This is a genomic window from Tepidimonas fonticaldi (assembly GCF_007556755.1).
In the GTDB taxonomy this organism is placed as follows: Bacteria; Pseudomonadota; Gammaproteobacteria; order Burkholderiales; family Burkholderiaceae_C; genus Tepidimonas; species Tepidimonas fonticaldi.
In genome coordinates this window covers 1-26,039 of record NZ_VJOO01000017.1, presented here as the reverse complement: position 1 = coordinate 26,039, position 26,039 = coordinate 1, and the positions used below count along the sequence as shown (strand labels likewise).

Sequence of the window (26,039 nt, the reverse complement as noted above, 5' to 3'; positions counted from 1 at the left end):
GGCGCTGCACAGCGACGCACCCCCGCCGGGCGGACGGCCGGGCAGCAAAAAGCCCGCCGAAGCGGGCTTGGTCACACCCGTTGGGGCTGGCCGGCTCAGGCCGCCAGGCCCGGGTTGCCGCCGACGTTGATGACCTTGGGCTGGTTGATCTGCACCGGCTTGATGACCTTTTTGTCGCGCAGATAACCCGCAACCACGTCCCAGATCGGGGTACCGGTCACGCCCTCTTGCACCGACGCCCAGCCCGCCACCTTGTAGGTCTTGTCCGCGGCCAGCGGCTTGCCCTTCAGGGTCAGGTTCTGGATGCGCTGGCCCATGGGCGCGGTCGGGTCGATGGTGTACTGGATGCCGCCGACGCGCACCATGTCGCCGCCCTGCTGGTAGTACGGATCGGGGTTGAACAGGTTGTCGGCCACGTCCTCCATGATCTCTTTGATCTGGGCGCCCGTGAACTCGTTGAGCGTGGTGGCCGGGTAGGTCATGGCCATCTGATCCATCATGCGCTCGTAGGTGATCACGTCGCCCGGCAGCAGGCTGGTGCCCCAGCGCACGCCCGGCGAGAAGGCCGCATCCGCCCCCTTGACCTCCATCAGCGCATCCAGAATGAGCTGGTCCCACGATCCGTTGAAGTTGCCGCGACGGTACAGCAGGCCTTCGGTGACCGCGAGCTTCTCTTCCAGCTTGGCCTTGTACGGCGCGCGCACCTTCTCGATGTAGGCCGCCATCTCGGCATCGGCCGGCAGCAGGTTGGCAAACACCGGCAGCAGGCGGTACTGGTAGCCGCGCACCTGACCGTCCCGCACGTCGAAGTCCAGCACCCCCAGGAACTTGCTGTTGGAGCCGGCGTTGGTCACCAGCGTCTGGCCACCGGCGTTCTTGACGATGACCGGCGCGGGCATGCCGTCGTGGGTGTGGCCGCCCAGGATGGCGTCGATGCCGCGCACGCGCGAGGCCATCTTGATGTCCACATCCATGCCGTTGTGCGACAGCACCACGACCACCTTGGCGCCCTTGGCGCGCACCTCGTCGACCATCTTCTGCATGTGGTCGTCACGGATGCCAAAGGTCCAGTCCGGCACCATCCAGCGCGGGTTGGCAATCGGGGTGTAAGGGAAGGCCTGGCCGATGATGGCCACCGACACGCCGTTTTGCTCTTTGATCACATACGGCGGGAAGACCAGCTCTTCGAAATCCGCCGTCTTGACGTTCTGGGCGACGAAGTCGATGTGGCCCTTGAAGTCCTTCTCGACGATCTCCTGCACGCGCTTGGCGCCGAAGGTGAACTCCCAGTGCGGGGTCATGACGTTGACGCCCAGCAGCTTGCAGGCGTCGACCATGTCTTGGGCGTTGGTCCACAGCGAGGTGGCCGAGCCCTGCCAGGTGTCACCGCCATCGCACAGCAGCGCGTGCGGGCGGCTGGCTTTGAGCATTTTGACCAGCGTGGCCAGGTGCGCAAAGCCGCCCACCTTGCCGTAGGTCTTGGCCGCGCGGGCAAAGTCCAGATAGGTGAAGGCGTGCGCCTGGTGCGTGCCCGGGCGGATGCCGAAGTGCTTGAGCAGGTGCTCACCGACCAGGTGCGGCGGCCGGCCGCGCGCCTCGCCGACGCCCAGGTTGACGCTCGGCTCGCGGAAATACACCGGCGTGAGTTGCGCGTGGCAGTCGGTGAAATGCAGGAAGCTGACGTTGCCGAACTTGGGCACGTCGTACAGGCGGCTGACAGCGCCCGGCTTGGCGGCCAGAACGTCCTCGTGGGCAATGGTCATGCCAGAGGCGCTGGCGACGGCCAGCACCTGAAGAAACTCGCGGCGGCTGAAACTCATGGTGACGGTTCCTGTGGAAGCTGGAGGGGCGCCTGGAAAGCAAAGGCCAGCGGGCCGTCGGGTCCGCTGGCCCTGGGTGGGCCGCTGGGGAGCGGCCCGGGGCGCCCGGCGTGCGGGATCAGGCGATCACGGCCTCGTCGGTGCGCGACTCGCCCTTGTTGTCGGTCCACTTGACCACGATCTTGTCGCCCTTGTTGGCGCCCTTGAACTTGAAGCTCAGGAACGGGTTTTGCGACACCGCCCCGCTCCACAGCGCCTTGAGCACTTCCTTGCCGTTGTGCGTGGCCACCACGTCCGTGATGTGGTGCGCCGGCACCAGCGCGCCGCTCGCATCGCGCCGCGTGCCCGGCTCCATCGGGTGGCTCATGAGCACCCGCACCGTCGTCACCCCACCGGCCTCGTTGGCCCGGATGCGCATCGGATCTGCCATCTTCGTCTCTCCTTCGCGTTCGTTACCCTGTGCCGCTTCAGCCGCCGCAGCCGCCCAGCGTCACCTTCGTTTCCTTGACGGCCGAGTACAGCTTGCCGTCGGCCTTGACCACCGCCAGCACGTTGGTGCTCTGCCCCATCTTCAGGCGCGTCTGCACGTCCGCCTCGGTGCCCGCCGGAATCATGAACATCGCCGACAGCGGCGTCGGGTTCTTCTCCACCAGCAGGTAAATCTCGGTCGTGTTGGGCAGCTTGCTCACCGCACCCACCGGCACCACCGCGCCGTTTTCCGCGATGTCCGGCGAGACGATTTGCACCTGGTCGCTCGTCGCGGGCTGGCCCCCCACCGCCTTGAGCGCGTCCGCCAGCGTCTTGGCTGCAAAGCCGTCGCGGCCCGACGCCAGCGCCTGCTCGGCCGTCACCACGCCCAGCGACACCAGCGTCGCCAGCGCCCCGCCGGCCTTCAGCACGGCGCGTCGGTTCTGTTTCATATGCAACTCCTTGTCGTAAACGTCATTCGGGACGACGGGCACGCCCGCCATCACTTGTCGGGTGCCCCCGCCAGCACCCACTCAGCCAACAGCTTAGCGTCATTGTCGCCGAGCGCCGCCTGGGCCGGCATCGGCACCGGGCCCCACTTGCCTGCGCCGCCCTTCTTGATCGAGGCGGCCAGCTCCTCGGGCTTCATGCCCTTGTACTTGGCGGCAACATCCTTGTAGGACGGCCCGACCAGCTTCTTGTCCACGGCGTGGCAGCCCATGCAGGCGTTCTTCTGGGCCAGAGCCTTGGCGGCCGCGGCGTCCAGCGCATGTGCCGGGCCGACCAGGGCGGCAACCCCGGCCGCAGCCATCAGCATCGTCTTCAGGTTCATCATCGTGCTCCTTGGCGGTGGTAAGGCCTGCCGCGCAGGCCCTTCGTTAGAGTCGTGGGCAGCAGGCCCGGTTCACTTGGCGCCGGCGGCGATCCAGGCGGCGATCGCCTTGGCGTCGGCGTCGCTGACCTGGGGTTGCGGCGGCATCGGAATGGCGCCGTAAACCCCCTGCCCGCCCGCCTTGATTTTCTCCGCCAGATAGGCTTCCAGGTTGGCTTTGCCCTTGTGCTTGGCGGCCACTTCGTTGAAGCCGGGCCCGACGATCTTGTTGGCCACGCCGTGGCAGGCCGTGCAGGCGTTCTTGGCCAGCAGGCCCTTGGCGTCGGTGCCACCGGCTGCCGCGGCGGCCGGGACGGGTGCCGCCATCGACACCTTGCGGGTCAGCGGTTCCTTGCGCGGGGGCTGGGTGGTGTCCCAGCCGCGCACCGGACCGATGATGCGGTTTTGCTCGATCAGGTTGCCGTGCGCGTCCCGCATGTTCTCCGGCAGCATGGACTTGATGTCGCCCTCGATGGGGCAATTCTTCATGCAGCGGGTGTTCTGCACGTCGCCCTTGCCGTTGACCTTCCACAGCGGCTCGTAGAACACCATGCCGTTGCGGTTGGGCATGCGCTTTTGCACGTCGGCGATGTTCTGATCGCTCAGGACGAAATCCGCCGGCACGATGTTGCCCAGGTGCAGGATGTAGGCCAGCACGCCATACACCTCGTCGGTGGAGAGCGACTTCGGCGCGTTCCAGGGCATGGCGCGGTTGATGTAGTCCCACAGCGTGGAGACGGTGGCCACCTTCATCAGCGTGGTGCGCTGGGGGTAGTGCGCCTCCAGCCGCAGGTTGGCGACGCGGCCGGTCTCGATGTCCTTGGCCGTGGTGCCGCCGACGATCGGGGTGAAGACCTCGTTGGACTCACCGAAATCGCCGTGGCACGAGGCGCACTTGCTCACCCAGACTTCTTCGCCCTTGCTGACCGAGCCGGAGCCCTTGGGCAGGCCGACGAAGTCGGGGCGAACGTCGATGTCCCAGGCCTTGATCTCGGCCGGCTTGGCGCCGCGGCCGATGTCGTGCCAGGGCTTGTTGGCGTGCGCGACGCCCATGCCCGCACCCAGCAGCGCGACGCCCAAGGCCGCCGCACGGACGGTGGATTGGATCTTGCTCTTCATCAGTACACCTGCACGTTGGAGACTTCGCCGTTCTCGGACACCAGCCAGCTCTGGATCGCGTTGTTGTGGTAGATCGACCGCGTGCCGCGCACCGCGCGCAGTTGGTTGATCTTGGGCTGCACATAGCCGGTCGAATCGATGGCACGGCTTTGCAGGATGGCGGGCTTGCCGTCCCACACCCAGTCGATGTTGAAGCGGGTGAACGCCTTGGGCAGGATCGGCCCCTCCAGGCGGGCGGGACGCCAGTTGCGGCCGCCGTCGAAGGAGACGTCCACCGCCTTGATGCTGCCGCGGCCGGACCACGCCAGACCGGTCACGTTGTAGTAGCCGCGATCGAGCAGCGTCTGGCCGCCCGAGGGCGACGTGATCACGCTCTTGCACTCCTGAATGCCGGTGTACTGGCGGTGCGTGCCGTCCGGCATCAGGTCGATGTAGTGCACCGCCTCGTCCTTGGTGGCCCACTTCTGGTCGCCCACCTCGATGCGGCGCAGGTACTTGACCCAGCTCACGCCCTGCACGCCCGGGACCACCAGGCGCAGCGGGTAGCCGTTTTCGGGGCGCAGCATCTCGCCGTTCATGCCCCAGGCCACGATCACGTCGTCCAGCGCGCGCTCCAGGTCGATGGTGCGGGTCATCGACGAGCCGTCGGCGCCTTCGGCCAGCACGTACTTGGCCTTCTTGCGGTCGATGCCGCACATGTCCAGCAGGGTGGACAGCAGCACGCCGGTGAACTCCGAGCAGCTGATCATGCCGTGGGTGTACTGCACGGTCGGCACGGCCACGTTGCCCCACTCCATGGCGGTGTTGGCGCCGCATTCGATGAAGTGGATGCGCGAGACGCTCGGCAAGCGCATCAGGTCGTCCATCGTGAAGACGCGCGGGCGCTTGACGAGGCCGTGCACCATCAGCCGGTGCTGGGAGGGGTCGATGTCCCACCAGCCCTGGTGGTGGCGCTCGAAGTGCAGGCCGCTGGGCGTGATGATGCCGAACAGCCCCTGCAGCGGGCAGAAGCTCACCGACGCTTGCGAGACCCGGGTCAGGCCCGGGCTTTCGCGCCGCTGCAGGTTGCTCTCCCACTTGCTGGGCATGCCGTAGCCGCGCGCGGCGACGGGTTGCCCCAGGCCGGTCGTGTGCTCGGGCAGCTTGAGGATGGCGTCTTCGCCGTCCTCGGCCGCCAGGGCTTTGCCACCGACCACCGCAGAGGCGGCGCCGGCCCCCATGGCCAAGGCCTTGCCCATGAAGCTGCGCCGGGCCTTGCGGGCTTTATCGAGCAGCTCCGGGCTCAGGTGGTTCTCGGGCGCGGGCAGGACCCGGCCGATGACTTCGCGGAGGTTCTCAGACACTGGTTTCTTCCTTTGACTCAACGGGGAACACCGACGCCGGCCGACCGATCCCGCACCCCTCCCCCCGCCCCGGGTGCGCCTGCCCGGCCCCCACCTGTTGGGTGATGAGTCGGCACAGGTCCAGGTGCGACGACGGAGCCACCCGGTAAAACACCCGGGTGCCCTCGCGCCGGCGCACCAGCAGGCCCGCCTGATGCAGACGCGCCAGATGGCGCGAGACATTGGCCTGCGCCATCCCGGTGGCCTGCATGATGTCGTTGACGCAGCGCTCCGACTGGCACACGGCGTGCAGGATGCGCAGCCGCGCGGGCTCACCCAGCACGCAGAAATGTCGCGCCACCGACTCGAAGTCCGGCAGCACGGCATCCAACGGCGGGGCAGACAGAGATCGGCTCACGCCAAAACTATATGATTGATTGCGAATATCTTTATTAGTGTAAACCCTGAAGCCGACGGAAAGCTGACAAGGGCGGGCACAAAAAAGCCCGCCGCCGCGCGGGGGCGGGCGCACCACCGGGGCTCAGCCGCTCAGGCTGCCGTGGGCCAGGCGCAGCACGCGGTCGCAGCGCGCGGCCAGCTCCGGATCGTGGGTGACCAGCACGAAGGCCGTCCCCTGCGAGCGGGCCAGGTCCAGCATCAGCTCAAAGACGCTGCCGGCGGTCTCGCGGTCCAGGTTGCCCGTGGGCTCGTCCGCCAGCACACAGGCCGGCCGCGTGACGAGGGCGCGCGCGATCGCCACGCGCTGGCGCTCCCCCCCGGACAGCTCGGCGGGGCGGTGCAGCAGCCGCTCACCCAGGCCCACGCGCCGCAGCCAATGCGCCGCCTGTTCGGCCGCCACCGCCCGCCGCTCGCGCCGGATCCACAGCGGCATGGCGACATTGTCCTGGGCGGTGAACTCCGGCAGCAGGTGGTGGAATTGATAGACGAAGCCCAGATACCGGTTGCGCGCGTCCCCCTGGCGGGCCGGGGGCAGGCGGTGCAGATCCTCACCCATCAGCCGCACCTCGCCCGCGGTCGGGGCCTCCAGCGCGCCCAGCAGGTGCAGCAAGGTGCTCTTGCCCGAGCCCGATGCCCCGACGATGGCCACCGTCTCGCCAGCGCGCACGGTCAAATCCACGCCGCGCAGGACGGTCACGTCCAGCCGCCCCTCACGAAAGCGCTTGACCAGCCCGCGCGCTTGCAGCACCACGTCGGCCGAGTCATTCATAGCGCAGCGCCTCCGCGGGGTTGAGCCGGCTGGCCCGCCAACTGGGGTAGAGCGTCGCCACGAAGGCCAGCACCAACGAGATGACGGCGATCGGCACGATGTCCCCGGCCTGCGGATCGCTGGGCATGCGACTGATCAGGTAAATGTCCTGCGGCAGGAAGTGCACGCCCAGCAGCCGTTCGAGCGCCGGCACCAGCGTGTCGATGTGCAACGCCACCCCCAGGCCCAGCGCCAGCCCCAGCGCCGTCCCCACCAGGCCAACGGCCGCCCCCTGCACCACGAAGATCGCCATCACGCTGCGCGGGCTGGCCCCCAGCGTGCGCAGGATGGCGATGTCGGCACGCTTGTCGGTCACGGTCATGACCAGCGTGGACACCAGGTTGAACGCCGCCACCGCGACGATGAGCGTGAGGATGATGAACATCATGCGTTTTTCCACCTGCACGGCGGCAAACCAAGTGCGATTGGCGCGCGTCCAGTCGCGCACCAGCACCCCGGGGCCCAGCGCCGGCTCGAGCTGCGCCGCCAGCTCGATGGCCACCTCGCGCGCGGCGTGCAGGTCGTCCAGCCGCACACGGATGCCAGTCGGCCCCGCCAGCCGGAACAGCCGCTGCGCGTCTTCCAGGTGCACCAGCGCCAGCGTCGCGTCGTACTCGTAGTGGCCGGAGTCGAACAACCCCACCACGGTCATCTGGCGCAAGCGGGGTACGACCCCCGCAGGCGTGAGTTGGCCGCTGGGCACCACCAGCGTCACCGCATCCCCGGTCGTCACCCCCAGCGAACGCGCCAGCGCCGCCCCCAGCACGATGCCAAAGCGCCCGGACTGCAAGGCCCCGAAGGCCTGCGCCGCCAGATCCGCCCCCAGGGCGGTGACGGCCGGCTCCTGCGCGGGGTCGATGCCGCGGATGACCGCCCCTTTCATGTCCTGCCCGCGCGCCAGCAACCCCTGCTCGGCAATGAAGGGCGCCACCGCGCGCACGCTCGGATGCTCGCGCACCCGCGCCATGGTGCCCGCCGGGTCGACCAAGGCCTCACCGGTGACGGAGAGCACCTCGATGTGCGACAGCACGCCCAGCATGCGATCGCGCACCTCTTTCTGGAACCCGTTCATCACCGACAGCACGATGATGAGCGCCGCGACCCCGAGCGCGATCCCCAGCATGGAGACCGCGCTGATGAAAGAAATGAAGCCGTTGCGGCGGGTGGCCCGGCCGGCGCGCGTGTAGCGCCAGCCGATCACGAATTCGTAGGGCAAAGGCATGGGTGTGTCCACAAGCTGCCCCGATTGTGCCGCAGCGATTGCGCAACAATCGCGCCATGCCCGAGGCCCGCCACCTGATCATCGCCTATGCCGCCCCGCTGGCCGCCGACGCCGCGGCGGGGACGGGCACGCCTCCCCTCCCCCCGTTGCCCACCCTGCAGCGCTGGCTGGCGCGCGCCACCCCGCACGCCCAGCACGCTGGAAGCCCCTGGAGCCTGACGCCGCCCCACGAACACGCCTTGGCACGCGCCTTGGGATGGGCGGTGGCCGATGGGCAACTGCCGTGGGCCGCCTGGCACGCCGGGGTGGTGGGCGTGGGCTGCGCCTGGCTGTGGCCATGCGCCTGGCAGGCCGGCATCGACCAGATCACCATCGTGCCCCCGCACGCGCTCGATCTGCGCGCGGAGGAATCGGCGGCCCTGCGCGACGCCTTCGCGCCCTATGCCGCCAGCGATGGCATCGAGCTGCACGGCGACGACCCGCTGCGCTGGCTGGCGCGCGGGGTGCTGTTCGACGACTGGACGAGCGCCAGCCTGGACCGGGTGGCGCACCGACGCGCCGACGGCTGGTGGCGGGATGCCGGCCACCAGCCCGCCGCCCGCACGCTGCTGCGCCTGCTGAACGAAGCCCAAATGCTCTTCCACGACCACCCGGTCAACGCGGCCCGCGCCGCGCGCGGTGCGCTGCCGGTCAACGGCCTGTGGATTGCGGGTGCCGGCCGCTGGGACGGCCACGGCCCCACCCCGGCGCAAGCCGGCGTGCGGCTGGTGGAGGACCTGAGCGCGCCGGCCACCCAGGGCGACGGCGCGGGCTGGGCCGCCGCCTGGGCGCGGCTCGACGAGACACTGCTGGCCCCCTGGCTGGCCGCTGCCGACGCGGACGGCCAGCCCCGCTGGCTGACCCTGTGCGGCGAGCGCGGCTGGCGCTCGTGGCGGCTGGACCCCGGGGCCGACCCGCCGCCCCCGCCCCGGCGGCATTGGCGCGATCTGTGGCACCGGCTGCGGGGGCGGCCGCGCCCCGCCATGCCGCCCACGCTCGACTGGTGGAGCAGCCTGTGAAGATCACCCCCCGCGACGTGCCCCCGCGGGCCGCCTGGGCGCTGGAACAGGCCGGTGTGCACCCGCTGCTGGCGCGGCTGTTTGCCGCGCGCGGCGTCCAGCAGGCGGAGGAGCTGGACGACGCCCTGACCCACCTGCCCCCGCCCGAGCGCCTGCGCGGCGCACGCGAGGCGGCGGATCTGCTGGCCGATGCGCTGCAGCGCGGCCACACCGTCTGCATCGTGGCCGACTACGACTGCGACGGCGCCACGGCTTGCGCGACGGCGTGGCGCGGCCTGCGGCTGCTGGGGGCGCCGTTGGGCTGGGACCGGGTGCGCTACCTGGTGCCCGACCGGGTGCGCGACGGCTACGGCCTGACCCCTGCGCTGGCCGACCGCGTGCGCGCCATGGGGGCCGATGTGCTGGTCACCGTGGACAACGGCATCGCCGGCCTGGAGGGGGTGGAGCGGGCGCGGGCACTGGGTCTGCAGGTGCTGATCACCGACCACCATCTGCCGCTGGTGCAAGGGGGCGAAGTCCGCCTGCCGCAGGACTGCGTCATCGTCAACCCGAATCAGCCCGGGTGCGACTTTCCCGCCAAGGCGATGGCCGGGGTGGGCGTGATGTTTTATGTGCTGCTGGCGCTGCGCGCCGAGCTGCGGCGCCGCGGCGTCTTCGACGGCGCGAGCCAACCCCGCCTGGACACCCTGCTGCCCCTGGTGGCGCTGGGCACGGTGGCCGACGTGGTGCGGCTGGATGCGCACAACCGGCGGCTGGTGGCCCAGGGCCTGCGGCGCATCCGCGCCGGGGCCATGCCGGCGGGCATGGCGGCCTTGCTCGCCACGGCCAAGCGGCCTGCTGCGCGCGCCTCGACCTTCGACCTCGGGTTCGCCCTGGGGCCCCGGCTCAATGCTGCAGGGCGCCTGAGCGACATGGGGCTGGGCATCGAGTGCCTGATCACCGACGATCCGGCGCGGGCCGAGGAACTGGCCCGCCTGCTCGACGACATCAACCGCCAGCGGCGGGCCGTGGAATCGGCCATGCGCGAACAGGCCCTGCTGGCCATGGCCGAGCGCCACGGCGACGGCCTGGACCCCGACACGGCCCCCCCGGCGCTGACCGTCTTCGACCCCACCTTCCACGAAGGGGTGGTGGGCATCGTCGCCTCCCGGCTCAAAGACCGGCTGCACCGGCCGGTGTTCGTGTTCGCACCGGCGCAGATGGACGATGGCACACCGTGCCTGAAGGGCTCGGGGCGCTCGATCGCGGGCTTTCACCTGCGCGATGCGCTGGACTGGATGGCCAAGCGCCAGCCGGGCCTGCTGCTGCGGTTTGGCGGTCACGCCATGGCGGCGGGCTGCACCCTGCCCGCCGACGGCCTGACCGCGTTCGAGGCCGCCTTGCAGGCCGTCGCCGCCGAATGGCTGGACGCCGCCACCCTGCAGCGCCGGCTGGAGACCGATGGCCCGCTGGCGGAGCCTTGGCGCCGCGTGGACGTGGTCGATCTGCTCGACGCGCAGGCGTGGGGCCAGGGCTTTGCCGCGCCGGTGTTCAGCGACGAGGTCGAGGTGCTGGGCCAGCGGCTGGTCGGCGAGCGGCACCTGGCGCTGCGCCTGCGCGTGCAGGGCCAACCGCTGGAGGGCATTTGGTTCGGCCACACCGAGGCGCTGCCCGCGCGGGTGCAGCTCGCGTACCGGCTGGAGGCCGACGACTGGCAGGGCCAACGGCGCCTGCGGCTGATCGTCGAGGGCGCGCAGACGTGACGCCGCCGCTGGCGGTGTGGGATGGCATCCCCGTCCTGCACCTGGACGACGCGCTGATCGTGGTGGACAAGCCCGCCGGCCTGCTGGCCGTGCCGGGCCGCGGCGCCGACAAGGCCGACTGCGTGGCCGCGCGCGTGCAGCGGCACGCGCCGGACGCCCTGGTCGTGCACCGGCTGGACATGGACACCTCCGGCCTGATGGTGCTGGCGCGCGGCGCGGCGGCGCAGCGCGCGCTGTCGCTGGCGTTCGCCGAGCGCCGCGTGCACAAGACCTACGTGGCCGTCGTGGCCGGCGTGCCGCTACCGCCTGGGGCGCCCGACGGCTGGGGCGACGTGCGTCTGCCGCTGATCGTCGACTGGCCGCGCCGCCCGCGCAGCAAGGTCGATTTCCGGCACGGCAAGCCGAGCCACACGCGCTGGCGCATCCTGAGCCTGGAGCGCTGGGGCGGGCTCCAGGCCACGCGGCTGGAGCTGCAGCCGCTCACCGGCCGCTCGCACCAGCTGCGCGTGCACCTGGCGGCGCTCGGCCACCCGATCCTCGGCGACCCGCTCTACGCCGACGGCGCCGCCCGCCACGCCGCCCCGCGCCTGCTGCTGCACGCGGCGGAGCTGGCGCTGACGCACCCGGTGAGCGGTCAGCCGTGCCGCTGGGTCTGCCCGGCGGCGTTCTCGGCCGCCTCCGGGTAAAGCAGCGCCAGCGCGTCGCGCAGCACCGGCAGCGCCTGCTCGGCCGCGCGGCGGCCGGCGGCGATGGCCGGTGCGGCGCGGTGAAAGTCCATCGCCGCCACATCCGCCAGCGCCGGGCGGATGACGACGTCGGCCGGCTCACCGGCCAGGCGGCTTTGCGTGATGCGCCACTGCACGATGGCCATGCTGGTGGTCAGCACGTCCAACAGCGACGGTGGAGCTACCTCGTTCGCGCCGTCGGCGGCCTGCGCGGCGGCATCCTCCACCCCACTGCCGCGCAGGCGCTTGAGCACCCCTTCCAGCAGGCCGCGGCGGGGGCCGCGCGCGCGGCTGGCCACGCGCTGGCGCCGGCGCATCAAATCCCAGTTCAAATCCACCGCGATGACGAACTCCGCCCCCATCGCGCGCGCCAGCGACACCGGCACCGGGTTGACCAGCCCGCCGTCGACCAGCAGCCGCCCGTCCTGCCGCGCCGGGGTGAAGACGCCGGGGATGGCGATCGAGGCGCGCACCGCGTCGATCACCGGCCCCTGGCGCAGCCAAACCTCGCGCCCGGTGGCCAGGTCGGTCGCCACGCAGCCAAACGGCTTGGGCAGCGCCTCGATGCCGCCGTCGACGAAGCGGCTGCGGAAGAACGCTTCCAGCTTGTCGCCCTCGATCAGCCCGCCGCCAAAGCGCAGGTCGATCAGTCCAACCACCTGCTGCCAGCCCAGCCCGCGCACCCACGGCTCCAGCCGGTCCAGCTCGCCGGCCGCGTAGGCGGCCCCGACCAGCGCACCGATGGAGGTGCCGCAGACGATATCCGGCTCCAGCCCCGCCTCCTGCAGCACGCGCAGCACGCCGAGGTGCGCCCAGCCGCGCGCGGCGCCGCTGCCCAGCGCCAGGCCGATGCGGGGGCGGGCGGGCGTAGCGTTCATCGGGTCGGCTGGGGCGGCGTCACAGCAGCGGCACGCCGGTCTTGCTCTGGATGAACTCGCGCGTCACGCCGGGGGCCAGCTCGACCAGCTTGAGCCCCTCGGGCGTCACGTCCATCACGCCCAGGTCGGTGATGATACGGTCCACCACACCCTTGCCGGTCAGCGGCAGCGTGCACTCGGGCAGGATCTTCAGGTCCTCGGTGCCGTCCTTCTTGCGCGCGACGTGCTCCATCAGCACGATGACGCGCGGCACGCCGGCGACGAGGTCCATCGCGCCGCCCATGCCCTTGACCATCTTGCCGGGGATCATCCAGTTGGCCAGGTCGCCCTTGTGCGTGACCTGCATCGCACCCAGGATGGACAGGTTGATCTTGCCGCCGCGGATCATGGCAAACGACTGGTCCGAGCCGAAGATGGACGAACCCTTGATGGTGGTCACGGTCTGCTTGCCGGCGTTGATCAGGTCGGGATCCACCTCGTCCTCATAAGGGAAGGGGCCGATGCCCAGCATGCCGTTTTCGCTCTGCAGCCAGACCTCGATGTGGTCGGGCACGTGGTTGGCCACCAGCGTCGGGATGCCGATGCCCAGGTTGACGTAGAAGCCGTCCTGCAGTTCTTGGGCCGCGCGCGCGGCCATTTGGTCTTGGGTCCAAGGCATGATCGGGCTCCTCAAACTTTGCGGTCGCGGGTGGTGCGCTTCTCGATGCGCTTTTCGGGCGTGGGGTTGTGCACGATGCGGTGCACATAAATGCCGGGCAGGTGCACATCGTCCGGGTCGATGGCCCCGGTGGGCACGATGCGCTCGACCTCCACGATGCACAGCTTGCCCGCGGTCGCGGCGGCCGGATTGAAGTTGCGCGCCGTGCGGCGAAAGCGCAGGTTGCCCGACAGGTCGGCGACGTCGGCCTTGACCAGCGCCACGTCCGGGAACAGGGCGTGCTCCATGATGTAGGTCTCGCCGTTGAACTCGCGGTGCTCCTTGCCCTCGGCGACGATGGTGCCCACGCCCGTCTTGGTGAAAAACGCCGGGATGCCCGCGCCGCCGGCGCGCAGCTTCTCGGCCAGCGTGCCTTGGGGGGTGAACTCCAGCTCCAGCTCGCCGGCCAGGTACTGGCGCTCGAATTCCTTGTTCTCGCCCACGTAGCTGGAGATCATCTTCTTGATCTGGCGCGTCTCCAGCAGCTTGCCCAGGCCGAAGCCGTCCACGCCGGCGTTGTTGGAGATGACCGTGAGGCTCTTCACGCCGCTGTCGCGCAGCGCGTCGATCAGCGCCTCGGGGATGCCGCACAGGCCGAAGCCGCCGACCGCGATGAGCTGCCCATCGGCGACCACGCCCTCGAGGGCCGCGGCCGCGCTGGGGTAGACCTTGTTCATGCTCGCACGCTCCTGTCCAAAAGTGGGGGAAAGCCGTACGATACTACGTAACCGCGTACGTAGTATTGCCTACTGTCCAACCCTAGGTCGTGACCGCTGCGCCCGCTCTGGACGACTACCGGCTGGCCTTCGAACTGGCGCCGGTGGGCTTGGTGTTGTCGCGCCACCGCACCATGGTCGATTGCAACCAGGCGGTGTGCGAGATGTTTGGCGCCAGCCGCGATCAGCTCATCGGGCAGAGCTTTCGCATCCTCTACCCCAGCGCGGACGAATTCGAGCGCATCGGCGAGCGCATCGCGCCCATCCTCAATGCCCACGGGCACTACAGCGACGAGCGCATCATGCGCCGGGTGGGCGGCCGCTTTGCCGGCCAGACGTTCTGGTGCCATGTGACCGGGCGCGCGCTCGACCGCGCCGATCCGCACGCCGCGGGCATCTGGAGCTTCGAGGACCTGTCCTCGCGGCGCCCCGTCAAGGCCGAGCTGACCGCGCGCGAGCGTGAGGTGGCCGGCTTGGTGATGAAAGGCCTGACCGCCAAGCAGACGGCCAAGGCGCTGGGCATCAGTCCGCGCACGGTGGAGGTGTACCGCGCAAGGCTGATGCGCAAATACGGCGCCAGCAGCTCGGTGGACCTGGTGCAGCGGCTGCTGACGGGGTGATGGCGCCGCGCGGTGCCCGCCCGGTGCCGCACGACATCGGATCAGCCCTTGGGCCCGTCCACCACCTCGGCTGCGGTGCGGAAGGCCTCCACCGCGGCCGGCAGACCGCAGTAGATGCTGGCGTGCAGCAGCACCTCCTGAATCTCTTGCGGGGTGGCGCCGTTGTTGAGCGCCCCGCGCACATGGCCTTTGAGCTCGTGCTGCTTGCCCAGCGCGGTCAGCATCGCGACTGTGATCAGGCTGCGGGTCTTGAGGTCCAACCCCGGACGCTGCCAGACGTCGCCCCAGGCGTTGCGCGTGATGTAGTGCTGCAGCGGCTCGGTGAACGGCGTCAGGTGGGCAAAGGCGCGCTCGACGAAATCGTCGCCCATGACGCGGCGGCGCATGGCCAGGCCGGCTTCGAAGTCTTTGTTCGGGGGGGTGTCCATGGCGGCTCTCCTGCGAAATTGATATCGGCGGGCGGCAGCATAGCGCGAGCGCCCCTTGTCCCCGGCCCCTGTGGGCGATGCTGTGGACAAGCTGCGGGAGAATCCGGGAAAGCCCGCACCCGCAAGCCCTGGAACAAACTGCCCATTTTTTCAGCAACCATGGATCGCCTGCCGCGCCGCATCGCGCACCTGGACATGGATGCGTTCTACGCGTCCGTCGAAGGGCTGCGCTACCCGCAACTGCGCGACGTGCCGCTGGTCATCGGCGGGCGGCAGGTGCACTGGCGCGAGCCCGTGCCCGACGACCTGCCACGCGAGCGCATCCCGCTGTCGGCCTTCGCCCGGCTGCGCGACTACCGCGGGCGCGGCGTCATCACCACCGCCAACTACGCCGCCCGGCAACACGGCGTCGGCTCGGCCATGGGCTTGATGAAAGCCGCGCGGCTGTGCCCGGACGGCATTCTGCTGCCGGTGGACTTCGACGCCTACCGTGCCGCCTCGCGCGCCTTCAAGGCGGTCATCCTGCGCCATGCGCCAGTGATGGAGGACCGCGGTATCGACGAGGTCTACATCGACTTCACCCACGCCCCGGACGGACAGCGCGACGGCGGGCGTGTGCTGGCCGAGCGGCTGCAGCGCGCCATCCGCGCCGCCACCGGGCTGAGCTGCTCGATCGGCGTGGCACCCAACAAGCTGCTGGCCAAAATCGCCAGCGACCTGGACAAACCCGGTGGCATCACCCTGCTGGACGAGGCGGACGTGCCCACCCGCCTGTGGCCCCTGCCCTGCCGCAAGATCCACGGCATCGGCCCGCGCACCGACGAGCGCCTGCAGGCCATGGGGCTGCGCACCATCGGAGAGCTGGCCGCCTGCCCGCGCGAGACGCTGATCGAGCGCTTTGGCGCCAGCCACGGCGCCTGGCTGCACGAAGCCGCCTGGGGCCGGGACGAACGCCCGCTGGTCACGGCCAGCGAGCCGGTCAGCCTGAGCCGCGAAACCACCTTCGAGCGCGACCTGCACGCGGTGCACGACCGCGCGGAGCTGGGGCGCCTGTTCACCCGGCTGTGCGAGCAGGTGGCCGCCGACCTGCAGCGCAAGGGCTACGTCGGGCGCACCATCGGCATCAAGCTGCGGTACGAGGACTTTCGCGTCGTCACCCGCGACCAGACCGTGCCCACCCACACGGCCGATGTCGCGGTGATCCGCCGCACTGCCGGGCTGTGCCTGAAGCGGGTGGACCTGACGCGGCGCATCCGCCTGCTGGGGGTGCGGGTGGGCAATCTGGCCCGGCCGGACGGCGCGGCCCCAGCGGCCGCGCCCCGCCCGCGCATCCCGGACTTGTTCGACGCCCTGGACTGATGCCCCCGCCCCGTCGCCGCGCCGTCACTGCCGCGCCGTGCGTGCGTTGACCGGCGGCTGCTGGGGATGGCTGGTGCGCCAGGGGTTGATGTCCAGCCCGCCGCGGCGCGTGTAGCGCGCATACACGCTCAGGCGCACCGGCCGGCAGCGCGTCCAGATGTCCATGAAGATGCGCTCCACGCACTGCTCGTGGAACTCCTGATGCTGGCGAAAGCTGACCAGGTAGCGCAGCAGACCCTCCTGGTCGATCGGCGCGCCGCTGTAGGCGATCTGCACGCTGCCCCAGTCCGGCTGCCCCGTGACCAGGCAGTTGCTTTTGAGCAGGTCGCTGGTCAGCACCTCCTCCACCGGCGGCTGCTCGGGGTCGGCACGCAGCAGCTCGGGCGCCGGCTGGTAGTGGGTGCATTCCACGTCCAGACGGTCCAGGCTGAGGCCGGGCAGCGGCCGCACGGCCTCCGCCGCCCACTCGTGCGGCAACCGCAGGCGCACACCGACGCTGCCGGCCCGCTCGCTGCCGCGCCACAAGGCCTCGGCCAAATCGGCGCGCAACCGCTCGCGCACCTGCTCGGCGTCGGCAAAGCGCGTCTGGTTGAAGCTGTTCAGGTAGAGCTTGAACGATTTGCTTTCGATCAGGTGGGGCGTCTCGGCCGGGATGGTGATATGCGCCAGCGCCACCTGCGGCTTGCCCCGATGGTTGAGCCAGCTCAGCTCGAACGCCGTCCACAGATCGGCACCGGTGAACGGCGGCGTGCCGGTGATGCCGATCTCGGCGCGCTTCGGGGCACGCGGCAGCGGACACAACAGCGTGGCGTCGTAGGTGTCGGTGTAGGCGGTCGCACGGCCCAGGGGGGCATCGGCCAAGCCGGGTACGCCAGCAGCCCGGGCGGGATCGATGGCGGGGACGGACGCGGTGGAATCGGCAGACATGGACAGGGGAAAGGGCCAGCGCGGCGCGCCAGCGGTCGAACAGTGGTCAAACGGTGAACTCGCCTTCGCGCAGCCACTTGGTGGCCACCCACTTCTCGCCCTCCAGCACGGGGGCGCCGCCGTGCAGGGTCTGGGTGGACGGCTCCGGCCGGTCATAGGCAAAAAACACCGCGTGCCCGCGCTGCGGCATGACTTCCAGCCCCACGTCGGGGAAGGTGGTCCCGCCGCCGCGCTGCGGCTCGTTGAGGTACATGACGATGGTGGCGACACGCTGCCCGCCGCGCTCGCAGATGCGGGCGGTGCCGGCGGCGTTGGGGTCGAAATAGTCGTAGTGCGGCTTGTACTCGGCGCCGGGGCCGTAGCGCAGCACCTGCAGGCCCTCGCCGTTTTCCACCGGCCAGTGCACCAGCCGGCTCAGGCGCGCCTCGATGCGCTGGATCAGCGGCGTCTCGCCGCGGCGGAAGAACATGCCGTCGCTCGTCCGATCGGCGTTGAGTTCCTCGCCGCCCGTGCGGGTCTGGACCGTGCGGGAGCGCTTGAGCCGCGGCTGCGCGGCCTGGATCAGGGCGTCGCACTCCTCGGCCGACAGCAGGTTGCCCAGCACCGCCAGGCGCGGGCGGCGCAGGCTGACGTGCACCGTCACCACCCGGTCCCCCAGATCGATGGCGCGCGGCGACCCGGACAGGTCCAGATACGGCCGCGCCACGCCCCGGCCGGTCACGGCCCGCTCGGCTGCGTGGGCGCCAGCTGCGGCACGGGCCACGGTGCGAGCGGCCGCCGCGCGCGCTGTGGCGTCCTGCGCGGCCACGGCCCCCAGGTGGGCCTCCAGCACCGCCTCCATCGCGTCCAGCGCGACGGACTCCTGCCAACCCGCCTGCAGCATGGCCTGCAGCACCGACTCCGGCGTGCAGCCGGCCTGCGCCTGCTGCACGATCCAGGCGCGCAATTCCGGGGTGATGGTCTGGCTCATCGCGCCCCAGTGTAGCGCGCGGCGCGCCGCTTTCAGCCGCGCTCGTCGCGCCGGAACACCAGCCGGTCGGGCGCGGAGACCTCCGGCGCGTAGCGGTAGCCTTCGCTATCGAAGCCCTGCAGCGTCTCGACGGCGGCGGCGCGGTGCAACGCGGCCCAGCGCGTCATCAGGCCGCGCGCGCGCTTGGCCAGGAAGCTGATGACCTTGTAGCCGCTGCCGCGCCGCTCCTCGAACACGCAGGTGACGACGCGCGCGCGCAGCGCCTTCGGGTCGACGGCCTTGAAGTATTCCTCGCTGGCGAGGTTGACGACGAGGCCGTCGTCCTCGGCGGCGCGCTGCGACAGGTACTCGGCGATGCGCGGGCCCCAGAACTGGTAGAGGTTGCGTCCGCGCGGCGTGCTCAAGCGCGTGCCCATCTCCAGCCGGTACGGCTGCATCCAGTCCAGCGGACGCAGCACGCCGTACAGGCCGCTCAGGATGCAGACGTGGCGCTGCAGCCAGTCCAGGTCGTCCGGACCCAGGCTGCGCGCGTCCAGCCCCTGGTAGACGTCGCCGTTGAAGGCCAGGATCGCCTGCTTGCTGTTGTGCGGGCCGAACTCGGGCTGCCACGCCTGGTAGCGCGCCACGTTGAGCTGCGCCAGCGCGTCGCTCAGGTCCATCAGCTCGGCCACTTCCTGCGGCGACTTCTGCCGCAGGATGGCGATCAGCTCGGCGGCCTGCTCGACGAACAGCGGCTGGGTGGCCACCGGGGTGGTGGACGGGGTATCGTAATCCAGCGCCTTGGCGGGGGACAGAATGAACAGCATCGGTGCGGGGCCTCCGGGCCGCGATGATAGCGGCGCCGGCAGGGCGGCGCCGGATCAATCCGCCAGATCCCCCGCGAGGCTGGCCAGCGTCTCCGGCGCGATCGTCACGTGCGCCGGGTAGTTGGTGTGGTCGCAGCCGAGCTTGACCGCGGCGCCGGCCTTGATCGCCGCGCGCATCGCCGGCGTGAACTCGAAGCGCAGGAAATGCACCGCCGAGGTCTTGTCCGGCGTCTCGCGGTCCAGGTCCTCGTCGGCGATCGCGTAGACGCGGCCGTGGCCCTCGACCTCGACGAACATGTGGTCCTCGATGCCGATCAGGCGCGCCAGCTCGCGCCGGCGCTCGTGGATGTCCGGGTACTCGATCATCATCGTCGCCTTCCAGTTGGTGCCGTCCGGCACCAGCGGGGCGTAGGCGTCGATCTCGTCCTGGATGCCCTCTTCCTCGAAGATCTTCTCGATGCGCAGCATCTCCTGGATCTGGTAGCGCATCGACAGCTCGCTTTCGAACTGCACCGTGACGTGCTCGCCCAGGTGCACGGTGCGCAGCTTGCGGTGCGCGATCACCTCGCCCTTGTGCACCTTGCGCCACTTGGCGTAGGCCTCCAGCGGCATCAGCGTCTCGCGCGTGATTTTGCCGGTCAGTTGCATCGTGGTGATCATGATGGCTCGCGGGGTTGTCGGATCGGTGGGGGTGGACTCAGGCGTCTTTGAGGCCGTAGGCGGTGGCCAGCATCGTCAGCGGGTGCATCAGCTTGGGCGCGCCGAGCTGGTTGACCTCGAAGCCCTGCGCGATGTGGTGGCCGCCGAGCGGACAGTCGGAGCCGATCACGTCCGGCGCGCCGCCGCCCTTGTGCTGCGCCATGCTCTTGAACACCGGCTTGCCGATCTTCATCGCCACCGGGTGCGTGGCCTTCTTGACGCCGTAGGTGCCGGCGTGGCCGCTGCAGCGCTCCAGCGTCTGCACGTCGGTGTCGGGGATGAGCTTGAGGATCTCCTCGGTCTTGCGCCCCATGTTCTGCACGCGGCTGTGGCACGGCACCTGGTAGCTGACCTTGCCGAGGCCGCGCTGGAAGTCGGTGCGCAGCAGCCCGTCGCGCCGGCGGGCGCTGAGGTACTCGAACGGATCCCACATCGCCTCCTTGACGAGCTGCACGTCCGCATCGTCCGGAAACATCAGCGGGATCTCCTGCTTGAACATCAGCGTGCAGCTTGGCACCGCCGACAGGATGGCGTAGCCGTCGCGCGCATAGCGCGCCAGCACCGGGATGTTGGCCTCCTTGGAGGCGGCCACCGACTCCAGGTCGCCGAGCTCCAGCTTGGGCATGCCGCAGCAGCGCTCCTTCTCCACCAGGGTGTACGGGATGCCGTTGTGCTCCAGGATCGCCAGCAGATCCAGCCCGATGCCGGGCTCGTTGTAGTTGACGTAGCAGGTGGCGAAGATCGCCACCTTGCCCGGCGTGCGCTCGCCGTCGACCACTTGCGCGGCGCGCGCCTCGGGGGCGGCGCGGCGCAGCGTCCGCGCGGCCAGCTCCGGCATCCAGGCGTCGCGGTGCACGCCCAGCACGTTCTCCATCAGCGCGCGCGCGGGCCGGGTGCGGTTGACGGCGTTGACCGCCTGCACCACCACCGGAATGCCGGCCAGGCTGCCGTGCACGTCGGTGGAGGCGAGGAATTTTTCCGCCGCCTTGACCTCGCCCTTGCGGAACTTGATCGCCTTGGCGCGCAGCATGGTGTGCGGGAAGTCCAGGTTCCACTCGTGCGGCGGCGTGTACGGGCACTTGGTCATGTAGCAGAGGTCGCACATGTAGCACTGGTCGACCACCTTCCAGTAGTCGGCCTTGTCCACGCCGTCGAGCTCGCCGGTCTTGCCCTCGTCGATCAGGTCGAACAGGGTCGGAAACGCCTGGCACAGGCTGACGCAGCGGCGGCAGCCGTGGCAGATGTCGAAGATGCGCTCCAGCTCCGCGAAGCACTTCGCCTCGTCGTAGAAGTCGGGGTTGCGCCAGTCCAGCGGGTGGCGCGTGGGGGCTTCCAGGTTGCCTTCGCGGGCCATCGTCGGTCTCCTCGCCTCGTGTCGGGCCGCGCCGCGCACGGTCGGCCCTTTTTGTTTGTCCGGGGGCGCCGCCGTGCTGGCCGAGGGCCACTCGGCGGCGGAGGCGGCCCCGCGCGGGGCCGCCGGTCACAGGGCGGATCGGGACAGGTCAGTCGACCAGCTCGGCCAGCGCCTTGGCGTAGCGGTTGGCGTGCGAGCGCTCGGCCTTGGCCAGCGTCTCGAACCAGTCGGCGATCTCGTCGAAGCCTTCCTCGCGCGCGGTCTTGGCCATGCCCGGGTACATGTCGGTGTACTCGTGCGTCTCGCCGGCGATGGCCGACTCCAGATTCTGGCGCGTGGAGCCGATCGGCATGCCGGTGGCGGGGTCGCCCGCCTGCTCGAGGAACTCCAGGTGGCCGTGCGCATGGCCCGTCTCGCCCTCCGCGGTGGAGCGGAACAGCGCCGCCACGTCGTTCTGGCCCTCGACGTCGGCCTTGTTGGCGAAGTACAGGTAACGGCGGTTGGCCATCGATTCGCCCGCGAAGGCGTCCTTGAGGCACTGCTCGGTCTTCGAACCCTTGAGTTGCGGCATGGTCATCTCCTGGTCAGGTGGTTCACGAAAACGCCACCGTGTCCGCCAACCTGCAGGCCGGTCGGCACGGCAGACTTGTCAACCTTAGAGCCGTTTGCCCGCGCCGTCCAGTCAGCGTGTTCAATGGATCGCATTGAATCCGTCAATGTTTCGGGTAAACCCCAGTTCGGGGAGACCGCCGCCTACAATTCCAGGCTTGTTGCCAGGGCCCGGCCGCGTCCCGCAGGGTCCCCTTTCCGCACCCGAGAATCACCCATGTCTGAACCCGTCCAGCAACCGGGCCTGCAGAGCCTGTCCAAATCGTTCGAGCCCGCCGCCGTCGAGCGGCGCTGGGGCCCCGAGTGGGAAGCGCGCGGCTACGGCCGCGCCGGCTGGCGCGGCACCGGCCAGCCCCGGGCGGATGCGCCGTCGTTTGCCATCCAACTGCCGCCGCCCAACGTCACGGGCACGCTCCACATGGGGCACGCCTTCAACCAGACCATCATGGACTCGCTGACGCGCTACCACCGCATGCGGGGCCACAACGCCGTCTGGATTCCGGGCACCGACCATGCCGGCATCGCCACGCAGATCGTCGTCGAGCGGCAACTGCAGGCCCAGGGCATCAGCCGGCACGACATGGGCCCCACCCCCGAGGAGGCGCGCAAGAACTTCATCGCCAAGGTGTGGGAGTGGAAGGAGAAAAGCGGCAACACCATCACCCAGCAAATGCGCCGCATGGGCGACAGCGTGGACTGGAGCCGCGAGTACTTCACGATGGACGAGCGGCTCTCGAAGGTCGTCACCGAGACCTTCGTGCGGCTGTACGAGCAGGGCCTGATCTACCGCGGCAAGCGCCTGGTCAACTGGGACCCGGTGCTGATGAGCGCGGTGTCGGACCTGGAGGTGGAAAGCGAGGAGGAGGACGGCTTCCTGTGGCACATCGCCTATCCGCTCGCCAGCGGCGAGGGGCAGCTGGTGGTGGCCACCACCCGGCCCGAGACGATGCTGGGCGACGTCGCGGTGATGGTGCACCCGGACGATGAGCGCTACCGCCACCTGATCGGCCAGCGCGTGCGGCTGCCGCTGTGCGAGCGCGAGATCCCGGTCATCGCCGACGCCTACGTCGATCCGGCCTTCGGCACCGGGGTGGTCAAGGTCACGCCGGCGCACGACCCCAACGACTACGCCGTCGGCCAGCGCCATCAGCTGCCGCTGATCAACATCTTCCACCTCGACGCGACCGTCAACGACCAGGCGCCGGCGGCCTACCGCGGGCTGGACCGCTTCGAGGCGCGCCGCCGCATCGTCGAGGACCTGCGCGCCGCCGGGCTGCTGGTGGAGGTGAAAAAGCACCGCCTGATGGTGCCGCGCTGCGCGCGCACCGGCCAGATCGTCGAGCCGATGCTGACCGACCAGTGGTTCGTCGCCATGACCAAGGTCAGCCCGCAGGACCCCACCGGCAAGAGCATCGCGCAGAAGGCCATCGACGCCGTGGCCAGCGGCCAGGTGCGCTTCGTGCCGGAGAACTGGGTCAACACCTACAACCAGTGGATGGCCAACATCCAGGACTGGTGCATCAGCCGCCAGCTCTGGTGGGGCCACCAGATCCCGGCCTGGTATGACGCCGAGGGCAACGTCTACGTCGCACGCAGCGAGGCCGAGGCGCGCGCGCAGTTCGAGGCCTACGTCGCGCACCTGGGAGCCGAGCAGCGCGCGCCGCTGCTGGCGGCGGGCCTGACACGCGACCCGGACGTGCTGGACACCTGGTACTCCAGCGCGCTGGTGCCGTTCTCGACGCTGGGCTGGCCCGAGGCCGCTGGCGGGGCTGGATCGGGCCCGGGCGATTTCCCGGCCGCAGGACGGATGAGCCCGGACGGATGCGGCCCCGCCAGCGAAAAAAACACGGCCGCCCTCAGCGACTACGACCTCTACCTGCCCAGCACCGTGCTGGTGACGGGCTACGACATCATCTTCTTCTGGGTGGCGCGCATGATCATGATGACCACCCACTTCACCGGGCGGGTGCCGTTCCGCCACGTCTACATCCACGGTCTGGTGCGCGACGCGCAGGGCCGCAAGATGAGCAAGTCCGAAGGCAACGTGCTCGACCCGGTGGACCTGATCGACGGCATCGACCTGCCGGCCTTGCTGGAGAAGCGCACCACGGGCCTGCGCAAGCCGGAGCTCGCCCCGGCGATCCGCAAGGCCACCGAGAAGGAATTCCCCCACGGCATCCCGGCCTACGGGGCGGATGCGCTGCGTTTCACCTTCGCGGCGCTGGCCTCGCTCGGGCGCTCCATCAACTTCGACAGCAAGCGCTGCGAGGGCTACCGCAACTTCTGCAACAAGCTCTGGAACGCCACGCGCTTCGTGCTCATGAACTGCGAGGGCCACGACTGCGGGCTGGCCGAGCACACCAAAGACCAGTGGGCCCCCGGCGGGCCGTTCCACGGCTACCTGAGCTTCTCGGCCGCGGACCGCTGGATCGTCTCGGCGCTGCAGCGCGTCGAAGCAGAGGTCGCGCAAGGCTTTGCCGAATACCGTCTGGACAACGTCGCCAACGCCATCTACGCCTTCGTGTGGGACGAGTTCTGCGACTGGTACTTGGAGATCGCCAAGGTCCAACTGCAAACGGGTGACGCCGCCCAGCAGCGCGGCACCCGCCGCACCCTCATCCGCACGCTGGAGACGATTCTGCGCCTTGCGCACCCGATCATCCCCTTCATCACCGAGGAGCTGTGGCAGAAGGTGGCCCCGGTGGCCGGACGCGCCGGCCCCTCGGTCAGCATCGCCGCTTACCCCGAGGCGCAGCCGGAGCGCATCGACCCCGCGTCGGAGGCCGAGGTTGCCCAGCTCAAGGCCATGGTCGAGGCCTGCCGCCGCCTGCGCGGCGAGATGGGCGTCTCCCCCGCGCAGCGGCTGCCGCTGTATGCCGTGGGGGCGGGCGATTTTCTGGGTCGCTGGGGGCCGGTGCTGCAGGCACTGGCCAAGCTGGGCGAGGTCAAGGTCTTTGCCGACGAAGCCGAGTGGGCCGCCGCCGCCCAGGCCGCGCCCGTGGCCGTGGTGGGCGAAGCCCGGCTGTGCCTGTTCATGGCAATCGACATCGCCGCCGAAAAGGCCCGCCTGGGCAAGGAAGTGGCCCGCCTGCAGGGCGAGATCGCCAAAGCACAGGGCAAGCTCGCCAACGAGGCCTTCGTCGCCAAGGCCCCGCCGGCCGTCATCGAGCAGGAGCGTCAGCGGTTAGCAGATTTTTCCGCCACGCTGGCCAAGGTGCAGGCACAACTGCAGCGGCTGGGCGGCTGATCCGGCCGACCCTTTGGATCGCGCGGGCGGGCACCCCTGCCCCGCGCCCCAAACGACAACGGCCCCACCTGGGGCCGTCTGTTTTGGGCACGCGGATCGGACAGGGGCCACGGCAACCGCCGCCCGCCCTTGCCCTCAGCGGCGCTTGAGCACCGACACGTAGTCCGGGCCGGCGGTTTCCTGGTGCAGCAGCTCGTTGCCCGTCTGCTTGGCGAATGCCTGGAAGTCGCGCACCGAGCCGGCGTCGGTGGCAATCACCTTGAGCACCTGGCCGCTGGTCATTTCGGCCAGGGCTTTCTTGGCTTTCAAGATGGGCAGCGGGCAGTTCAGCCCGCGCGCGTCCAGTTCACGGTCGATTTGCATGGTCGTGGCTTGCCTTCAGGGAAGCGCGATTGTACGGCCGCCTTCGCGCGCCGTGCCCCTGTCTCCGGCAAAACCCCAAGGCCATAGCCGGTGGCCGGGGACCGGCGCCCCCGTCAGGCCGGGAAGACCCCGGTGGAGAGATACCGGTCGCCGCGGTCGCACACGATGAAGACGATGGTGGCGTTTTCCACCTGCGCCGCGATCTGCTGCGCCACCCAGCACGCCCCGGCGGCCGAGATGCCGGCGAAGATCCCCTCCTCCCGCGCCAGACGGCGGCACATCGCCTCCGCGTCGGCCTGGCTGACGTAGACCAGCTCGTCCACGCCGGCAGGGTCGTAGATCTTCGGCTGGTACTCCGGCGGCCACTTGCGGATGCCGGGGATGCGCGAGCCTTCGCTCGGCTGCGCGCCGATCACGCGGATCGCCGGGTTCTTCTCCTTCAGGAAGCGGCTGACGCCGGTGATGGTGCCGGTGGTGCCCATGGCGCTGACGAAGTGCGTGATGCGCCCGCCGGTTTGCTGCCAGATCTCCGGGCCGGTGGTCTCGTAGTGGATGCGCGGGTTGTCCGGGTTGGCAAACTGGTCCAGCACCTTGCCCTTGCCCTCGCGCTCCATCTTGTCGGCCAGATCGCGCGCATACTCCATGCCGCCGCTCTTGGGCGTGAGAATCAGCTCGGCGCCGAACGCCTTCATCGTCTGCGCGCGCTCGATCGAGAGGTCCTCCGGCATGATCAGCACCATGCGGTAGCCGCG

27 protein-coding genes are annotated in these 26,039 nt (G+C 70.0%); 6 read left to right on the top strand and 21 right to left on the bottom strand.

Annotated elements, in window-relative coordinates; translation table 11 throughout:
• Window positions 1–95 precede the first annotated feature (95 nt).
• From soxB to Tfont_RS09180, 9 genes are all read right to left on the bottom strand, one after another.
• The gene (soxB, locus tag Tfont_RS09220) at window positions 96–1,820 is read right to left on the bottom strand and encodes a thiosulfohydrolase SoxB (protein WP_068610443.1); all 1,725 of its coding nucleotides are present in this window, start codon (window positions 1,818–1,820) and stop codon (window positions 96–98) included.
• A 118-nt stretch (window positions 1,821–1,938) separates the two neighbouring features.
• Window positions 1,939–2,250 (bottom strand): thiosulfate oxidation carrier complex protein SoxZ, encoded by a 312-nt coding sequence (gene soxZ / locus Tfont_RS09215; protein ID WP_068609643.1) that lies wholly within the window; start codon window positions 2,248–2,250, stop codon window positions 1,939–1,941.
• A 37-nt stretch (window positions 2,251–2,287) separates the two neighbouring features.
• A complete protein-coding gene (gene soxY / locus Tfont_RS09210) occupies window positions 2,288–2,740 on the bottom strand; it encodes a thiosulfate oxidation carrier protein SoxY (RefSeq protein WP_068610445.1) in 453 nt (150 codons plus the stop codon).
• Window positions 2,741–2,790: 50 nt separating this feature from the next.
• Complete coding sequence (locus Tfont_RS09205) at window positions 2,791–3,114, bottom strand: c-type cytochrome (RefSeq protein WP_068610686.1); 324 nt, start codon at window positions 3,112–3,114, stop codon at window positions 2,791–2,793.
• 78 nt (window positions 3,115–3,192) lie between these two features.
• The gene (locus Tfont_RS09200; protein ID WP_143969212.1) at window positions 3,193–4,278 is read right to left on the bottom strand and encodes a c-type cytochrome; all 1,086 of its coding nucleotides are present in this window, start codon (window positions 4,276–4,278) and stop codon (window positions 3,193–3,195) included.
• Window positions 4,278–5,621 (bottom strand): sulfite dehydrogenase, encoded by a 1,344-nt coding sequence (soxC, locus tag Tfont_RS09195; RefSeq protein WP_068610449.1) that lies wholly within the window; start codon window positions 5,619–5,621, stop codon window positions 4,278–4,280. The genes Tfont_RS09200 and soxC overlap by 1 nt, the downstream gene beginning before the upstream one ends.
• Window positions 5,614–6,018 carry an ArsR/SmtB family transcription factor gene (locus Tfont_RS09190; RefSeq protein WP_260682334.1) on the bottom strand — a complete coding sequence of 135 codons (405 nt, stop codon included), beginning with the start codon at window positions 6,016–6,018 and terminating at the stop codon, window positions 5,614–5,616. Before Tfont_RS09190 ends, soxC begins: the two co-directional genes overlap by 8 nt.
• A gap of 123 nt (window positions 6,019–6,141) precedes the next feature.
• Entirely contained in the window at window positions 6,142–6,828 is a 687-nt protein-coding gene (locus Tfont_RS09185; protein ID WP_068610453.1) for an ABC transporter ATP-binding protein, read from the bottom strand.
• Window positions 6,821–8,089 (bottom strand): lipoprotein-releasing ABC transporter permease subunit, encoded by a 1,269-nt coding sequence (locus tag Tfont_RS09180; RefSeq protein WP_143969211.1) that lies wholly within the window; start codon window positions 8,087–8,089, stop codon window positions 6,821–6,823. Before Tfont_RS09180 ends, Tfont_RS09185 begins: the two co-directional genes overlap by 8 nt.
• A gap of 56 nt (window positions 8,090–8,145) precedes the next feature.
• Between Tfont_RS09180 and Tfont_RS09175 the strand changes: the two genes are divergently transcribed.
• Genes Tfont_RS09175 through Tfont_RS09165 form a run of 3 tightly spaced genes read left to right on the top strand, consistent with a single transcriptional unit; the run spans window position 8,146 to window position 11,575 of the window.
• Window positions 8,146–9,147, top strand: coding sequence for a phosphoglycerate mutase (locus Tfont_RS09175; protein WP_143969210.1), 1,002 nt, complete (start codon window positions 8,146–8,148; stop codon window positions 9,145–9,147).
• Complete coding sequence (gene recJ / locus Tfont_RS09170; protein WP_143969209.1) at window positions 9,144–10,889, top strand: single-stranded-DNA-specific exonuclease RecJ; 1,746 nt, start codon at window positions 9,144–9,146, stop codon at window positions 10,887–10,889. The genes Tfont_RS09175 and recJ overlap by 4 nt, the downstream gene beginning before the upstream one ends.
• Window positions 10,886–11,575, top strand: coding sequence for a pseudouridine synthase (locus Tfont_RS09165; protein ID WP_185974509.1), 690 nt, complete (start codon window positions 10,886–10,888; stop codon window positions 11,573–11,575). Before recJ ends, Tfont_RS09165 begins: the two co-directional genes overlap by 4 nt.
• Here the strand turns inward: Tfont_RS09165 and Tfont_RS09160 are convergent.
• Genes Tfont_RS09160 through Tfont_RS09150 form a run of 3 tightly spaced genes read right to left on the bottom strand, consistent with a single transcriptional unit; the run spans window position 11,524 to window position 13,866 of the window.
• The gene (locus tag Tfont_RS09160; RefSeq protein ID WP_068610461.1) at window positions 11,524–12,492 is read right to left on the bottom strand and encodes a patatin-like phospholipase family protein; all 969 of its coding nucleotides are present in this window, start codon (window positions 12,490–12,492) and stop codon (window positions 11,524–11,526) included. The genes Tfont_RS09165 and Tfont_RS09160 overlap by 52 nt on opposite strands.
• 19 nt (window positions 12,493–12,511) lie before the next feature.
• A complete protein-coding gene (locus tag Tfont_RS09155; protein ID WP_068610462.1) occupies window positions 12,512–13,150 on the bottom strand; it encodes a CoA transferase subunit B in 639 nt (212 codons plus the stop codon).
• 11 nt (window positions 13,151–13,161) lie between these two features.
• Entirely contained in the window at window positions 13,162–13,866 is a 705-nt protein-coding gene (locus Tfont_RS09150; RefSeq protein ID WP_143969208.1) for a CoA transferase subunit A, read from the bottom strand.
• An 89-nt stretch (window positions 13,867–13,955) separates the two neighbouring features.
• Here Tfont_RS09150 and Tfont_RS09145 point away from each other — a divergent pair, with 89 nt between their 5' ends.
• Window positions 13,956–14,525 (top strand): PAS and helix-turn-helix domain-containing protein, encoded by a 570-nt coding sequence (locus tag Tfont_RS09145; protein WP_390612408.1) that lies wholly within the window; start codon window positions 13,956–13,958, stop codon window positions 14,523–14,525.
• Window positions 14,526–14,566: 41 nt separating this feature from the next.
• Here the strand turns inward: Tfont_RS09145 and pcaC are convergent, their stop codons facing one another.
• On the bottom strand, window positions 14,567–14,953 hold the full coding sequence (gene pcaC, locus Tfont_RS09140; protein WP_068610466.1) for a 4-carboxymuconolactone decarboxylase: 387 nt from the start codon (window positions 14,951–14,953) through the stop codon (window positions 14,567–14,569).
• A gap of 159 nt (window positions 14,954–15,112) precedes the next feature.
• On the opposite strand from pcaC, the gene dinB reads away from it, so the two are divergent.
• A complete protein-coding gene (gene dinB / locus Tfont_RS09135) occupies window positions 15,113–16,312 on the top strand; it encodes a DNA polymerase IV (protein WP_143969207.1) in 1,200 nt (399 codons plus the stop codon).
• 24 nt (window positions 16,313–16,336) lie between these two features.
• On the opposite strand, the gene queF is transcribed toward dinB, so the two are convergent.
• The 6 genes from queF to Tfont_RS09105 form a co-directional block, all read right to left on the bottom strand.
• Window positions 16,337–17,239, bottom strand: coding sequence for an NADPH-dependent 7-cyano-7-deazaguanine reductase QueF (gene queF, locus Tfont_RS09130; protein ID WP_143969206.1), 903 nt, complete (start codon window positions 17,237–17,239; stop codon window positions 16,337–16,339).
• Between the two features lie 46 nt (window positions 17,240–17,285).
• Entirely contained in the window at window positions 17,286–18,209 is a 924-nt protein-coding gene (locus Tfont_RS09125; RefSeq protein WP_143969205.1) for a 2OG-Fe(II) oxygenase, read from the bottom strand.
• A gap of 32 nt (window positions 18,210–18,241) precedes the next feature.
• A complete protein-coding gene (gene yaaA / locus Tfont_RS09120; RefSeq protein ID WP_143969204.1) occupies window positions 18,242–19,015 on the bottom strand; it encodes a peroxide stress protein YaaA in 774 nt (257 codons plus the stop codon).
• Window positions 19,016–19,069: 54 nt separating this feature from the next.
• Window positions 19,070–19,663 (bottom strand): DUF3501 family protein, encoded by a 594-nt coding sequence (locus Tfont_RS09115; protein WP_143969236.1) that lies wholly within the window; start codon window positions 19,661–19,663, stop codon window positions 19,070–19,072.
• Window positions 19,664–19,712: 49 nt separating this feature from the next.
• On the bottom strand, window positions 19,713–21,068 hold the full coding sequence (locus Tfont_RS09110) for a (Fe-S)-binding protein (protein WP_143969203.1): 1,356 nt from the start codon (window positions 21,066–21,068) through the stop codon (window positions 19,713–19,715).
• Window positions 21,069–21,216: 148 nt separating this feature from the next.
• Window positions 21,217–21,639 carry a rubrerythrin family protein gene (locus Tfont_RS09105; protein WP_143969202.1) on the bottom strand — a complete coding sequence of 141 codons (423 nt, stop codon included), beginning with the start codon at window positions 21,637–21,639 and terminating at the stop codon, window positions 21,217–21,219.
• 255 nt (window positions 21,640–21,894) lie between these two features.
• On the opposite strand from Tfont_RS09105, the gene Tfont_RS09100 reads away from it, so the two are divergent.
• Window positions 21,895–24,924, top strand: coding sequence for a valine--tRNA ligase (locus tag Tfont_RS09100; protein WP_143969201.1), 3,030 nt, complete (start codon window positions 21,895–21,897; stop codon window positions 24,922–24,924).
• Between the two features lie 135 nt (window positions 24,925–25,059).
• Here Tfont_RS09100 and Tfont_RS09095 read toward each other — a convergent pair whose 3' ends face one another.
• Together Tfont_RS09095 and Tfont_RS09090 are read right to left on the bottom strand one after the other, a co-directional pair.
• Window positions 25,060–25,287, bottom strand: a complete 228-nt coding sequence (locus tag Tfont_RS09095; RefSeq protein ID WP_068610481.1) for a sulfurtransferase TusA family protein — start codon at window positions 25,285–25,287, stop codon at window positions 25,060–25,062.
• Between the two features lie 113 nt (window positions 25,288–25,400).
• On the bottom strand, window positions 25,401–26,039 hold a 639-nt coding region (locus Tfont_RS09090; protein ID WP_143969200.1), incomplete at its 5' end, for a pyridoxal-phosphate dependent enzyme.

What these genes read in the sequence shown, in the direction of transcription:
- soxB (WP_068610443.1), bottom strand. Translation starts at nt 1,820, where the DNA reads ATGAGTTTCAGCCGCCGCGAGTTTCTTCAGGTGCTGGCCGTCGCCAGC.
- Tfont_RS09175 (WP_143969210.1), top strand. Translation starts at nt 8,146, where the DNA reads ATGCCCGAGGCCCGCCACCTGATCATCGCCTATGCCGCCCCGCTGGCC.
- Tfont_RS09115 (WP_143969236.1), bottom strand. Translation starts at nt 19,663, where the DNA reads ATGCAACTGACCGGCAAAATCACGCGCGAGACGCTGATGCCGCTGGAG.
- Tfont_RS09150 (WP_143969208.1), bottom strand. Translation starts at nt 13,866, where the DNA reads ATGAACAAGGTCTACCCCAGCGCGGCCGCGGCCCTCGAGGGCGTGGTC.
- soxZ (WP_068609643.1), bottom strand. Translation starts at nt 2,250, where the DNA reads ATGGCAGATCCGATGCGCATCCGGGCCAACGAGGCCGGTGGGGTGACG.
- Tfont_RS09100 (WP_143969201.1), top strand. Translation starts at nt 21,895, where the DNA reads ATGTCTGAACCCGTCCAGCAACCGGGCCTGCAGAGCCTGTCCAAATCG.
- Tfont_RS09155 (WP_068610462.1), bottom strand. Translation starts at nt 13,150, where the DNA reads ATGCCTTGGACCCAAGACCAAATGGCCGCGCGCGCGGCCCAAGAACTG.
- pcaC (WP_068610466.1), bottom strand. Translation starts at nt 14,953, where the DNA reads ATGGACACCCCCCCGAACAAAGACTTCGAAGCCGGCCTGGCCATGCGC.
- yaaA (WP_143969204.1), bottom strand. Translation starts at nt 19,015, where the DNA reads ATGCTGTTCATTCTGTCCCCCGCCAAGGCGCTGGATTACGATACCCCG.
- Tfont_RS09110 (WP_143969203.1), bottom strand. Translation starts at nt 21,068, where the DNA reads ATGGCCCGCGAAGGCAACCTGGAAGCCCCCACGCGCCACCCGCTGGAC.
- soxY (WP_068610445.1), bottom strand. Translation starts at nt 2,740, where the DNA reads ATGAAACAGAACCGACGCGCCGTGCTGAAGGCCGGCGGGGCGCTGGCG.
- Tfont_RS09125 (WP_143969205.1), bottom strand. Translation starts at nt 18,209, where the DNA reads ATGAGCCAGACCATCACCCCGGAATTGCGCGCCTGGATCGTGCAGCAG.
- Tfont_RS09180 (WP_143969211.1), bottom strand. Translation starts at nt 8,089, where the DNA reads ATGCCTTTGCCCTACGAATTCGTGATCGGCTGGCGCTACACGCGCGCC.
- queF (WP_143969206.1), bottom strand. Translation starts at nt 17,239, where the DNA reads ATGTCTGCCGATTCCACCGCGTCCGTCCCCGCCATCGATCCCGCCCGG.
- Tfont_RS09105 (WP_143969202.1), bottom strand. Translation starts at nt 21,639, where the DNA reads ATGCCGCAACTCAAGGGTTCGAAGACCGAGCAGTGCCTCAAGGACGCC.
- Tfont_RS09185 (WP_068610453.1), bottom strand. Translation starts at nt 6,828, where the DNA reads ATGAATGACTCGGCCGACGTGGTGCTGCAAGCGCGCGGGCTGGTCAAG.
- Tfont_RS09160 (WP_068610461.1), bottom strand. Translation starts at nt 12,492, where the DNA reads ATGAACGCTACGCCCGCCCGCCCCCGCATCGGCCTGGCGCTGGGCAGC.
- Tfont_RS09200 (WP_143969212.1), bottom strand. Translation starts at nt 4,278, where the DNA reads ATGAAGAGCAAGATCCAATCCACCGTCCGTGCGGCGGCCTTGGGCGTC.
- Tfont_RS09095 (WP_068610481.1), bottom strand. Translation starts at nt 25,287, where the DNA reads ATGCAAATCGACCGTGAACTGGACGCGCGCGGGCTGAACTGCCCGCTG.
- dinB (WP_143969207.1), top strand. Translation starts at nt 15,113, where the DNA reads ATGGATCGCCTGCCGCGCCGCATCGCGCACCTGGACATGGATGCGTTC.